The organism is Streptomyces sp. NPDC001890, from assembly GCF_042891445.1.
GTDB lineage: Bacteria > Actinomycetota > Actinomycetes > Streptomycetales > Streptomycetaceae > Streptomyces.
The window spans coordinates 234,700-245,795 of sequence record NZ_JBIATE010000011.1 but is presented as its reverse complement, the minus strand read 5'-3'; the positions used below and the strand labels follow the sequence as shown (position 1 = coordinate 245,795).

General features: G+C 71.2%; 11 protein-coding genes. 3 read left to right on the top strand and 8 right to left on the bottom strand.

Annotated features, from left to right (window positions below):
- Positions 1-158: 158 nt before the first annotated feature.
- From ACFYY1_RS25715 to ACFYY1_RS25690, 6 genes are all read right to left on the bottom strand, one after another.
- Positions 159-1,070 carry an SDR family NAD(P)-dependent oxidoreductase gene (locus ACFYY1_RS25715; protein WP_388589646.1) on the bottom strand — a complete coding sequence of 304 codons (912 nt, stop codon included), beginning with the start codon at positions 1,068-1,070 and terminating at the stop codon, positions 159-161.
- A complete protein-coding gene (locus tag ACFYY1_RS25710) occupies positions 1,067-2,692 on the bottom strand; it encodes a flavin-containing monooxygenase (RefSeq protein ID WP_388589643.1) in 1,626 nt (541 codons plus the stop codon). The genes ACFYY1_RS25715 and ACFYY1_RS25710 overlap by 4 nt, the downstream gene beginning before the upstream one ends.
- Before the next feature lie 97 nt (positions 2,693-2,789).
- Complete coding sequence (locus tag ACFYY1_RS25705) at positions 2,790-3,743, bottom strand: alpha/beta hydrolase (protein ID WP_388589641.1); 954 nt, start codon at positions 3,741-3,743, stop codon at positions 2,790-2,792.
- 291 nt (positions 3,744-4,034) lie between these two features.
- Positions 4,035-5,135, bottom strand: a complete 1,101-nt coding sequence (locus ACFYY1_RS25700) for a helix-turn-helix domain-containing protein (protein WP_388589640.1) — start codon at positions 5,133-5,135, stop codon at positions 4,035-4,037.
- A 220-nt stretch (positions 5,136-5,355) separates the two neighbouring features.
- Positions 5,356-6,456 carry a DUF4419 domain-containing protein gene (locus tag ACFYY1_RS25695; protein ID WP_388589638.1) on the bottom strand — a complete coding sequence of 367 codons (1,101 nt, stop codon included), beginning with the start codon at positions 6,454-6,456 and terminating at the stop codon, positions 5,356-5,358.
- 92 nt (positions 6,457-6,548) lie between these two features.
- Positions 6,549-7,355: an SDR family NAD(P)-dependent oxidoreductase gene (locus ACFYY1_RS25690; protein WP_388589635.1), complete on the bottom strand. Its 807-nt coding sequence runs from the start codon at positions 7,353-7,355 to the stop codon at positions 6,549-6,551.
- A 282-nt stretch (positions 7,356-7,637) separates the two neighbouring features.
- Here ACFYY1_RS25690 and ACFYY1_RS25685 point away from each other — a divergent pair, with 282 nt between their 5' ends.
- Positions 7,638-8,132, top strand: coding sequence for a MarR family winged helix-turn-helix transcriptional regulator (locus ACFYY1_RS25685; RefSeq protein ID WP_388589633.1), 495 nt, complete (start codon positions 7,638-7,640; stop codon positions 8,130-8,132).
- A 225-nt stretch (positions 8,133-8,357) separates the two neighbouring features.
- Complete coding sequence (locus ACFYY1_RS25680) at positions 8,358-8,489, top strand: hypothetical protein (RefSeq protein ID WP_388589630.1); 132 nt, start codon at positions 8,358-8,360, stop codon at positions 8,487-8,489.
- A 93-nt stretch (positions 8,490-8,582) separates the two neighbouring features.
- Here ACFYY1_RS25680 and ACFYY1_RS25675 read toward each other — a convergent pair whose 3' ends face one another.
- Both ACFYY1_RS25675 and ACFYY1_RS25670 read right to left on the bottom strand, forming a co-directional pair.
- Positions 8,583-9,110: a GNAT family N-acetyltransferase gene (locus tag ACFYY1_RS25675; protein WP_388589627.1), complete on the bottom strand. Its 528-nt coding sequence runs from the start codon at positions 9,108-9,110 to the stop codon at positions 8,583-8,585.
- Positions 9,111-9,167: 57 nt separating this feature from the next.
- Positions 9,168-9,530: a hypothetical protein gene (locus ACFYY1_RS25670; RefSeq protein ID WP_388589676.1), complete on the bottom strand. Its 363-nt coding sequence runs from the start codon at positions 9,528-9,530 to the stop codon at positions 9,168-9,170.
- Between the two features lie 332 nt (positions 9,531-9,862).
- Between ACFYY1_RS25670 and ACFYY1_RS25665 the strand changes: the two genes are divergently transcribed.
- Complete coding sequence (locus ACFYY1_RS25665; RefSeq protein WP_388589625.1) at positions 9,863-10,771, top strand: hypothetical protein; 909 nt, start codon at positions 9,863-9,865, stop codon at positions 10,769-10,771.
- Positions 10,772-11,096 lie beyond the last annotated feature (325 nt).

Below are 11,096 nucleotides of genomic sequence, written 5' to 3'. Positions count from 1 at the left end.
CCCGGATCATCAACCGCAACAGGAGGGGGAAGTCATGCCGGACCCGAAGGCCGGAGGCCCCGTTGCGGAGCCACGAAAACGGTAACGGGGGGGGCTTCCGCCGCCCGTAGGACGCCCCCCCCCGCATTCACCCCCGCCCCGCTACTCCGCTACTCCGCTCAGGGTGTCTCGTGCGCCGAGGCCGGGTACACCACCCCGTCCATGGACAGCAGTTCGTCGAGCCGCTCGGTGAGGTCCTGGGCGAGCAGCGGTCCGCCGTCCGCCGAGCGGATGCCCGGGGTCTCACCCGTCAGCACCCGCCCCACGCGACCGCGCCCCGCGCTCAGCACCTCGCCCGTGACCGGCACATCGTCCGCGAGGAGCGCGGCCACCACCGGCGCGACAGCCTCGGGCGGCGCCTGCTCCCGCATCCGCTCCAGCACCTCCGCCGGCACGCCCTCGGTCGCCGCCGACATCCGCGACCAGGCCACCGGAGCGACCGCATTGACCCGGATGCCGTGGGGGGCGCCCTCGGCGGCCAGCGTCCGCGTCAGCCCCACGATTCCCGCCTTGAGCAGGGAGTACGCGGCGTTCCCGGCCATCCCGTACAGACCGGCCGCGGAGGTGACCAGGACGACCCGGCCCTGTCCGCGCTCCGTGAAGCGTGGCCAGGCGGCCCGTACCAGCCGCCAGGCGCCGAGGGTGTGAATGGCCGTCATCCGCTCCAGCAGTGCCTCGTCGATGTCGGTGAAGTCCAGCCCCGGCCGGTAGATTCCCGCGTTCGCCACGATCCCGTCTACGGAGCCGAACTCGGCGCAGGCGAGATCGATCAGGGACTGCGTCCCCTCGATTCCGCTCGCGTCCGCGGTGCTCGCGACGGCCGTGCCGCCCGCCGCCCGGATCTCCTCGACGACCTGTGCCGCCGGGCCCGAGTCCGCGCTCCCGGTTCCGTCCGTCGCCGTTCCCAGGTCGTTGACGACGACGCGGGCGCCGCGCGCGGCGAGATCCAGGGCGTAGGCCCGGCCGAGTCCGCGGCCCGCGCCGGTGACGACGACGGAGCGCCCGTCCAGCCTCAGCGTGTCCTGCCTCATGCCGACACCTCCGTACCCAGCGCGAAGCCCTGGTAGCCGGACCGGGCCACCTCCTCGCACCGCTCCCGATAGTGGTTGAGCCCACCCGCGTACGGCATGAACACCCTTGCCTTTCCTTCCACGTTGGCGCCCACGTACCAGGAGTTGGCACGCGGGTAGAGCGTCGTGTCGGCGACCTCGTTGACATGGGCGACCCAGGAGTCCTGTGCCTCGGGCCGCGCCTCGATCCGCTCCACACCGTCCTCGCGCAGCTGCCGCAGACAGCCCACGATCCAGTCGACGTGCTGCTCGACCGCCCGCACCATGTTGACCAGCACCGAGGGGCTGCCGGGCCCGGTGACCGTGAGCAGGTTGGGGAAGCCGGCCACCGAGAGGCCCAGGTAGCTGCGCGGTCCCGAGGCCCACTGCTCCTTCAGGGTCCGGCCGCCCGTCCCGCGGATGTCGATGCGGGTGAGCGGACCGGTCATGGCGTCGTAGCCGGTGGCCAGCACCAGGACATCGGCCGGGTACGTGCCGGCCTCGGTGCGGATGCCGTCCTCGGTGATCTCCACGAGCGGTTCGGCCCGCAGGTCGACGAGGTCGACGTTCTCGCGGTTGTACGTGGAGAAGTAGCCCGTGTCGACGCAGATGCGTTTGGTGCCGATGGGATAGTCCACCGGGACGAGCTTGCGTGCCGTCTCCGGGTCGTCCACGGCGTCCCGGATCTTCTCGCGGACGAACTCGGCGAGGTGCTCATTGGCCTTCCTGTCCGTGAGTATGTCGTTGAAGACCGACATGATCTCGGTCCCGCCGATGGCCCACTTGCGCTCGAAGGCGGCCCGGCGCTCCTCCTCGCCGACGTCGAGGGCCGAACGGCCGGTGGAGGAGATGTAGAAGCCGGAGAATCCCGTGCGGGCATACGTGCGCAGCTCCTCCAGCTCCGTCTTGGCCCGCCAGCTCTCGCGGCCCGACAGCGGCCGGTTACGGGCCGGCAGGCTGTAGTTGGGAGTGCGCTGAAAGACCGTCAGGTGGGCGGCGTCCGCCGCGAGTTCGGGCACGGCCTGGATGCCGGAGGAGCCCGTGCCGATGACGGCGACGCGCTTGCCGGCGAGGTCCACGCCCTCGTGCGGCCAGCGGCCGGTGTGGTGCACCTCGCCGCCGAAGGTGCCGAGACCGGGCAGGTCGGGGATGCGGGACGCGGACAGGCAGCCCACGGCGGTGACGAGGAACCGTGCCCTGGCGCGGCGGCCGGTATCGGTGGTCAGGAGCCAGGTCCTGCCCTCCTCCTCCCAGACGGCCGAGACCACCCGTGTCTCGAAGGAGATCATCGGCCGCAGGTCGAAGCGGTCCGCGACGTGTCCGGCGTAGCGCAGGATCTCGGGCTGGGTGGCGAAGCGCTCGGACCAGTCCCACTCGGCGTGCAGCTCGGCGGAGAACGAGTAGCAGTAGTCCAGGCTCTCGACGTCGCAGCGGGCTCCGGGATAGCGGTTCCAATACCACGTGCCGCCGACGTCGTCGCCGGTCTCGAAGGCGTGGCAGCTGAACCCGTGCGCGCGCAGCTGGTGCAGGGCGTAGAGGCCGCCGAACCCGGCGCCGACGACGAGCGCGTCGTACTCCGGAACGGAGGCTGCTGAGTCGGTCATGTGCGGCTCCTTGCGTGGGGGGAGGGAGTGGGTTTCTTCAGGCGTTCCGTCAGGCGTTCTGTCAGGCGTTCTGTCAGGCGTTCTGTCAGGCGTTTCTTCAGACGGCGAGGCCGCGGCGCAGCGCCTCCAGCGCGCCCTCGGTCATGCGGCGGGTCACGGCCGTGTCCGGCACGAAGCCCGCCGCGCCGTGGAAGGTGCCGGGAAACAGGTGCAGTTCGGTGGGGACACCGGCCCGTACGAGGCGCTGGGCGTAGTCGAGGCCCTCGTCGCGCAAGGGGTCGAGGTCGCTCACGGCGACGTACGCGGGCGGCAGCCCCGACAGGTCCACGGCGCGGGCGGGCGCGGCATAGACGGGCACCGGGGCGGCGGGGTCGCGGTCGGCCCCGAGGTAGGCCCGCCAGCTGTGTACGGCGTTGGGGCGGTTCCACACCGGCGTGTCGGTGAACTCCCGCATGGAGGGGGTGTCCAGGCGGTCGTCCAGCTCCGGTATGTCGAGCAGCTGGAAACACAGCGCCGGTCCACCGCGGTCCCTGGCCAGCAGGGCGAGTGCGGCAGCGAGACCGCCCCCGGCGCTCATCCCGGCGACGGCGATCCGGGCCGGGTCCACCCCCAGGCCGCCGGCGTTCGCCGCCAGCCATTCCAGGGCCGCGTAGCAGTCGTCGGTGGCGGCCGGATAGGGGTGCTCGGGAGCCAGCCGGTATCGCACGGAGACGACGACGGCGCCGAGTTCGGCCGCCCAGCGCGCGGCGAGGGCCCGGTCCCCGTCACCCTCCTCCAGGATGAACCCGCCGCCGTGCACATAGAGCACGGCGGGCAGCCCGGTAGCGGCCCCCGCCGGACGGAAGACCGCCACGGGAACCTCGGGGGCGCCGGGGGCCCCCGCGACGTGGTGCTCGCTCGACTCGACGCCCTCGGGGAGGACGAAGGGCGGCGCGGCGGCACCCATCGCCTCGACGGTGGCCCGCGCGGCGGCGGCGTCACCGACATCGAGGGCGGGCAGCAGGGCCAGCCACGGGGCGAGTTCGGGATCGACGGGCAGGGGAAGGGGCACGGGGGCCTCCGGCGGACGGCACGGAGCGGCACCGGACGGAACAGGACCGCCCGGGAGAACCGCTGCTGACGTCGCCAGTCTGTGTCCGCGGCCATGGCCGGGTCATGAGCCGGGTGGCGCGCGATCCGCCCCCGTCCGCGCCGGTTGGCGGCTTGCGCCCCGCGGGCCGAGGGGACAGTGCGTGACTCGTCCGGCGGCGGGGGAGCGGGCCCCGCCCATGCGGCGACGCCCCTCGCTCCACCCCCTCGTGCGCCCCGCCCGAGCCGCCGGGCGCCGTGCGTGTACCCGGCGCTATGCCGGGTTGTCCCGCAGGCGGCGCAGGGCCAGGGCGAGCGCCAGCCGGAAGCGGCCCACCGTCTCGCCGAGCCCGTATCCGAGCGCTGCCTCCGCCCGTGCGACCCGCACGGCCACCGAGTTGTGGTGCAGGTGCAACTCCCGCGCTGCCGCGCGCAGCGAACCCGCCTGGACCAGGACCTCAAGCGTGGTGAGCATCTCCGTGCCGCTGCCCGGCTCCGCCGCGAGCGTGTCCAGCACGTCCAGGTCACCGATGCCGGCGATGGCCGGGCCGGACAGTTCCCTGGCCAGCAGCTCGAAGGCACCGAGCGAGGAGTGGTAGATCGCGGGCTCCTCCGCGACCGGGGCCAGCCCCACATCCGAGCGTGACGTCCCCGCGAACCGCAGTGCCCGCACCGCACCCTCCCAGGAGCGCGGCGCCTCGGTCGCGGTGACCTCGGGACCGACCCCGATCCGGAAGCCCGCCGGGGCGAGCAGCCGCTCGGGCAGCGGGCCCACCACGGCCACCGCGTGCACCGGGCCGAGTGCGGCCGTCCGGCGTCGGCCGGCCGGGGCGGGAGGGAGCCGATCGAGGACCGGCGCCATTCCCTGCGGGCCCCGCCCGCCGTCGACGGCCAGGACGGTGAGCGGGCCCGAGGGTGCGAAGCCCAGCAGCCGCAGTGCGTGCGCCCGCTCCGGCAGCGGTGCGGTGGAGCTGATGACGGTCTCCAGTAATGCCGGGTCGAGCGGTACGGCCTCGTTGCCGCGACGGCTCAGCACGGTGTCGCAGGCCAGTGCCAGCCGCTCCAGGAGCAGCTCGTCGAAGGGCTGCGGTCCACCCTCGCGTGCCAGCCAGGCGTACTGCCCGCCGCGCAGCTTGCGTACGGCCGCGCCCGGGGGAGACCCGCCCGGCCGGGTACTGCCGTCCGGCCGGGCCGTCAGACCGTCGGGACCGGGCCCGGACAGACCGACCGGACACTCGGCGACCCGGGCGGCCATCCCCAGTACCCCGTCGAGGCCGAGCCGCTGCTCGACGAGGGTGTCGAAGAAGCCGATGAGCCGCATGGCGCTCTCCGCCCCGGCATTGAGCCCGGCAAGCCGCAGCACGAGACCCCGCATGTATCCACTCCGATCTTCCCGTCGCAGAGTGCTGTGATCTTGGGACGAGTGTCGTTCACCGTGGCGGACCGGGGAAGAGGAGCGGCCTCGGCGGGCGGCCACGAGGTGATGCCGGCCGCGCCCGCCGGGAGTGGGGAGCCGGGGTCCGCGAGGGACCCGGCTCGGCTTCCGATCCCGGGCTCTCGCGGGGGCCGACGGCGGTTCGACCACGTACGCCGGATCACACCGCGTGATCCGCGGTCAGTTCCACCACGGCATGACCGAGCAGGGGGCGGACCCACTCACCGTCGCGGGCGATGCCGAGAACGCCCCCCAGAAAGGCCATCCGGAAATCGCCGGCCGGCGTCTCCCAGCGGAACGGGACGCGCGAGAGATGAGAGGGAAAGTCCTCTTCCACGGTGGTCCCCGGGCCGAACGACTTCTTGGGAACGGGGCCGTCGTCGGTGTACCGGTGGGCGAAGAACGTGGTGATCCAGCCCGTGACGCGATCGCCGCCGGACGCCGACTCCCACTTGTACAGCGAACGCCAGAACTCCCGGTCCGCTCCCCACCCCGAGGCCGTCGCGCAGATCGCGTCCAGCACGGGGTGCAGGGCTTTGAACCACGGCCGCAGACCCTCGAACCACCCTTCCAGTTCGCGTACGCGGGCGGCCAGCAGGCGCCAGTCCCGGCCCGAGCCCTCCAGCCTGATCCGGGGGATTCCGCAGAGCGAGACCCACTGGAAGCGGTAGTACGGGCTGACCACGTCCATCAGCGCCACCAGCGCGGCCGTGGCATCACGAGGAGTGGTGGTGGAGAACGTGGGCTGGAACAGATCGGCCACGTCGTCGCCGATCCGGGCCCGCAGCGGCTGCTGGACCAGGTTCATCGAGCGCTCCCAGTCCAGCGCCGCCAGGTCGTCGCGAACGGTGATGAGCTGCTGCTTCTCCGGGGTTTCGGTGAACACTCCCTCGTACGTACGGGAGTTGAGGCGGATGTGCGCGGCCGTCTCGTGCACGACGGCGTACCAGAGCAGGTCGGGGGACAGGCTCAGGGGCAAGTGGGCCGTAAAACAAAGGTGGATGGCGCGCAGCAGGAGGCTGGAGGCGGGTTCACCGGCCTCCGGGGCGGTCGTCGGCCAGCCGATGAGCCGGTCGGTGCTGCGGTGGTGGAAGCGTGCCGTACCGGGCAGCGCCGCACGAAGGAAGCGTTCGTTCCCCAGCTCGGTGAGCCCGGCTGCGAGGCGGGCGGCATGGGCATCGGAATCGGCATCAGCACCGGAACCGGCAGCGGAACCAGTACCGGCGCTTTCGCCGAGCGGCAGATCTATCTCGACAGCCATCCCGATCCCCCGATTCCCAGCATCCCTCTTCAACAGCACCGGCCGACTGCGGCGGCCGCGATCAACCGCGGCGGCAACGACCGGCCGCGATTCTAACGAGCGGCTCCGGGGAGCATGGCACGCCGCCCGGGGGCCGCGGAGGACTGCATGCTCATGCCGCCGTCGACGACGAGGAGCTGACCGGTGAGGTAACGGGACTCGTCGGAGGCGAGGAACACCATGGCGTGTCCGATGTCCTCGGGAGAGCCCAGGTACGGGAGTGCGTTGCCCTTCCGGAGCGCTTCGACGACGTCCTCGGGGAGGTTGTTCTCCAGAGCGGGGGTCATGACCGCACCGGGGGCGATGGCGTTGCAGCGCACGTTCTGCGGCCCGTACTGGATGGCGATCGACTTCGTGATGCTGACCACCGCGGCCTTGACGGCACCGTAGGAGGTCTGCAGGACGTCGCCGACGAGCGCGGCGACGGATGCCGTGTTGATGACGGATCCGCCACCGGCGCGGATCATGTGGGGCACCGCGTGCCGGGCGCCCAGAAGGGTGCTGCGCATGTTGAGGGCGACGGCCCGGTCGAACTCGTCCATGTCCATGCGGAGCAGGTCCAGGTCCTTGCGCGGGTTCGTTCCGCCGACGTGGTTGCACAGGACGTGCAGGCCGTCGAACTCACTGATGGCCGCGGCGACCATGTCGGCCACCGAGCCCTCGTCGGTGACGTCCACGGTGACCGGCAGCGCCCGTCCGCCCGCCGCTTCGATGATCTCGGCGGTCTCCTCGGCACCCTGGGTGTTGAAGTCGGCGACCACGACGCGGGCCCCTTGCCGGCTCATCAGTTCGGCGGCGGACCTTCCGATACCGCTGCCGGCGCCGGTGATGACCGCGACCTTGTCCTTGAGGCGATCCATGACCATGTCCCTTCGTCGTACCTGGTGGTTCAGGTGGTTCTGTTCGTTCCGCTGGTTCATCCGGCCCGGCCGGCCCGGCTGGTTCGGTGCCTTCCGGCGGCGGCCCGGGGGTGTGTGGCCGTGCGGCTACGCAGGGTTCGATGAGTACCGTGCATACATTGTGCATCATACACATGATGTGCATAGTGAACACGTATGGTCGGGTGGTCCGTGCCGGCAGCCGTGACAGAGCGTGCATGCGCGATGATGAGTGGGAACCCACGGTGGAAGAGGACCAAGCGCATGAGCGAGCAAGAGCACCGGCTGAGCGATCTGGAGCGGGAGCTGACCTTGCTGTCCCGGCATTTCATCGCCGCGCGGGGGCCCCGCATCGGCCAGAGCCTGGAACGCTCGGCCTATGTCCTGCTCACCCGGCTGGAAGTCGGTGAACCGCTCACGCTCAAGGAACTGGCCCACACCTTCCAGGTCGACATCTCCACCATCAATCGCCAGGTCAGCGCGATGCTCCGGAACGGGCTGGTGGAACGCATCCCTGATCCCGACGGGGGGATGGCCCGCAAATTCCGTCCCACCGCACTCGGTCTGGAACGCCTGGAGGCGGATCGCGCCATCAGCAGAGCGGGGACCACGCGGCTCATCGCGGCGTCGGGGTGGACGGGCGAGCGGACCGAGCAGTTCCTCACCCTGCTCGTGGAGTTCAACCAGAGCATCGAACAGCTCGAAGGGCTCACCTGGTCCCGCACGGGCCGGCCCGGTATCTCCTCGGCCGCGGACTGACCGGACAGAGGGGGCCGAACACCCGCCCCATCCGGACCCGTTGCGACGGACGGATTCACCGGTTCGGGTATTCGCCGGTTCGGGTATTCGCCCGCCGGGCCTCGCCGCGGTCGGGCAGGGTTGTCGGCGGGCCGGCCGGGCCTGTGAGCGGAGCGGCGCTTCGGGTGCGCCGTCCGGGCCGGCCGTTCGAGACTCACCGGAGTTCCGGCGGGGGAGGAGTCCGACATGCGGGAGACCGAAGAGTTCGGCGGCGAGCACGAGGGCCGCCCGGGCGCCCTGCTGGCCGACGGCACCGAGCCGGGTCCGGCGTACTTGGACTCCGGAAGCGGGTCGACGGTGCACCGGAGCACCGACTGATACGTGTACGACGGTTACGTCCTCCGCCGCTGAGCGGTTCGCGCAGGCGGTGGCCGGCCGGGGCGGCTGCCTGCGGCGGGCAGGCCGGGCTGCTCAGCGCTCGCGGCCGGCCTGCAGCGCCTTCTCAAGGAGCGTGAACGACTTGGGATCACCGCCCGGCTGCTGCTTGCCCGCCTTGTGGCCGACGATCCGGTAGCCGTCGTTCAGGTAATAGGAGCTCAGACGAGCGTTCCCGGCCAGGCAGTCCAGACGGACGAACGCCCGTCCTGCCCCGGCCACCCGCTGCTCCGCAGCTCGTAGCAGCAGCCGCCCGGTACCCGGACGGGCGCTGCTGCGGTCCACCATCAACCGGTGCACATAGCCGGCCACCGGCGGCTGCGGCCCCCAGGCGTCCTCGTCCGTCCACCACAACTCCCAGGCCCCGGCCACCCGGCCGGCGGCCTCGGCGATCCAGACCTCACCACCGGCCATGACGCGGCGGAAGTGCTCCTCGTCCAGCTCGCCGGGCTGCCACTGGTTGTTGATCCCCCGGGCGAGCATCCAGCGAGCGGCGTCGTCGCGCAGACGAACGAGAGCGGGGAGGTCGGTGTCATCGGCGAGCCGGAAACGCAGATCGTTCATCCCGCAATCCTCGCACCGGCCGCGGGCAGCCCGGAGCGGCGTTCCGGGGCCGACGGTCTAGCGGAACTCGTGGACGAGTTGGATCTCGCCGACGATATGCGCGTTGAATTCGTCGAGCTCCTCGGCCGGCACCCACAACTCAAGGATCGTCCGCCCGCCGGCCTGCTGGACGGGGTAGCGGCGCAGGAACTCGGACTCGACCTCGAAACGCGTGACGAACCCGGCTCCGTCGTGCTTCACATTCCAGTCCCGGGCGATCCGGATCGCGTAGTCCTCGTTGAGAACCGGGTAGAAGAGGGGCTGCTCGGGAAGGCGGGGCGGCCACGCGCGCCAGTTCAGTTCCCGGACCAGATCCAGCTCCTTGGGGCCGGTCGGGCGCCACAAGGTCGTCGTCGTTGTCTGCCGGCTGATCACGGGAATCACCCTCTGAGGGTCGGCGGCCGCCGGAACGGCTGGTCGTGCGACCGGACGATACCGGCACGCCAAGTCGGTCTGCCACATCGTTTCCGACGCATGACGCATGACGCATGACGCATGACGCACGACGCACGGCACATGACGAATGGCGAAGGGCGAACGGCGCGCGACGCGTGCCGCATGTCCACCGAGTTCGACTTCGCGCTCCGGCAAATGGCGTAACCGTCGTTGGGTCGCGCACACGCTGATCAATAACCTGACGCCGGCGCGTGACCTCGCGCCTGTCGGACAGAGAAGGCGAGCGACTCCCAGTGGAACTCCCGATGTTGCAGCGCATGGTTTGTACCGCCGCGGCGGTCGCCCTGCTGACGACGCTCGGCACCGCCTCGGCAGGTGCGGACGGCAGCGAATGGCAGAAGGTCGGTGGTGACGCCCGCAGCGGAGTCAGCGGTCTCGCGTACGAAGGCCGCACCTCGGACGGAGAAGGGGTGTACGCGCTGGTTGTGCACGACAACAAGCGGTCCGGGGAGCAGCGCCTGTCCCGGATCACCCACCGGGAGGGATCCGACGACGTCTCCCCGATCATCTGGGACGGGCCGGAACCCGTCGACCTGGAGGCCATCGAGGCCATCCCCGGGATGCCGGGGGAGTACCTGGCGCTCGCCAGCCGTGGCATCGTCTACCGCCTGAAGGTCACCGGTTCCACAGCGGAAGTCGTCGACTACACGCCATTGCCCGGGATCGGTGAGGGGGATGACTTCGAGAGCTTCGCGCTCGTCGCTCAGGACGGGAAGCTTGCCGCCCTGTGGGCCGACCGGGGAGCCGGTGCGGCTCGTCCCGCCACGCTGTACGCCTCGCGGTTGACGTTCGCCCCGTGGGGGCAGCCGCAGTTCGGTGCGGTTACGCGCAGGTCCTACGTGGCGGCGTACCCGAGCGCGGAGGGGACTCGGCACATCTCCGACATCTCGGTGACCGGTTCCGGCCGGATCATCGTGAGCTCGGCGGCGGACGCCGGTGATGACGGCCCGTTCGACTCCGCGGTGAGTGACGCGGGCCGGGTGACCGTGTCGGCCACCGGCCGGGTGCGGGTCGGTCTTGCGGCGGTCCCGACGGTGCTGGGGACCTTCCCGGGGTACAAGATCGAGGCAGTGGAATGTCTGCCCGGCTCCTCCGAGACTCTTCTGGGTACCGACGACGAGAACCTTGGCGGCTATGTGCGAACCATGCCGTTCTGCGGAGCCTGACTCCGCAGTGGTCTGCCGGAAAGGCCCGGGGTGATAGCCGGCTTCGTGGATGAGCACGCTGTCATGTGGGCTCCTTGGGCTCGGGCGAGCCGAACTCGGTTCAGGAGGGGAAAGGCAGGACCTCGCGAAAGGTGCCAGGCCCCGTCGACATCGGACCGACAGCCCTTCGACGCGCCGCCGACACCACGCCAGCCACTGTTGTGGCCGGCAGCGCCGGAGCCCGCGCTGACCGATACCGGTGGCGGCACCGCCTTCGTCGAGCCCCGGCCCACCCCACGGATGAAGCCGTAGGACACACGTTTCGTGAGCCGGGCCGGGGCAGAGA

Bases quoted from the DNA above. Each gene is read 5' to 3' on its own strand.
- ACFYY1_RS25710 (WP_388589643.1), bottom strand. From the start codon at position 2,692: ATGACCGACTCAGCAGCCTCCGTTCCGGAGTACGACGCGCTCGTCGTC.
- ACFYY1_RS25690 (WP_388589635.1), bottom strand. From the start codon at position 7,355: ATGGATCGCCTCAAGGACAAGGTCGCGGTCATCACCGGCGCCGGCAGC.
- ACFYY1_RS25680 (WP_388589630.1), top strand. From the start codon at position 8,358: ATGCGGGAGACCGAAGAGTTCGGCGGCGAGCACGAGGGCCGCCCGGGC.
- ACFYY1_RS25715 (WP_388589646.1), bottom strand. From the start codon at position 1,070: ATGAGGCAGGACACGCTGAGGCTGGACGGGCGCTCCGTCGTCGTCACC.
- ACFYY1_RS25695 (WP_388589638.1), bottom strand. From the start codon at position 6,456: ATGGCTGTCGAGATAGATCTGCCGCTCGGCGAAAGCGCCGGTACTGGT.
- ACFYY1_RS25675 (WP_388589627.1), bottom strand. From the start codon at position 9,110: ATGAACGATCTGCGTTTCCGGCTCGCCGATGACACCGACCTCCCCGCT.
- ACFYY1_RS25700 (WP_388589640.1), bottom strand. From the start codon at position 5,135: ATGCGGGGTCTCGTGCTGCGGCTTGCCGGGCTCAATGCCGGGGCGGAG.
- ACFYY1_RS25685 (WP_388589633.1), top strand. From the start codon at position 7,638: ATGAGCGAGCAAGAGCACCGGCTGAGCGATCTGGAGCGGGAGCTGACC.
- ACFYY1_RS25665 (WP_388589625.1), top strand. From the start codon at position 9,863: ATGGTTTGTACCGCCGCGGCGGTCGCCCTGCTGACGACGCTCGGCACC.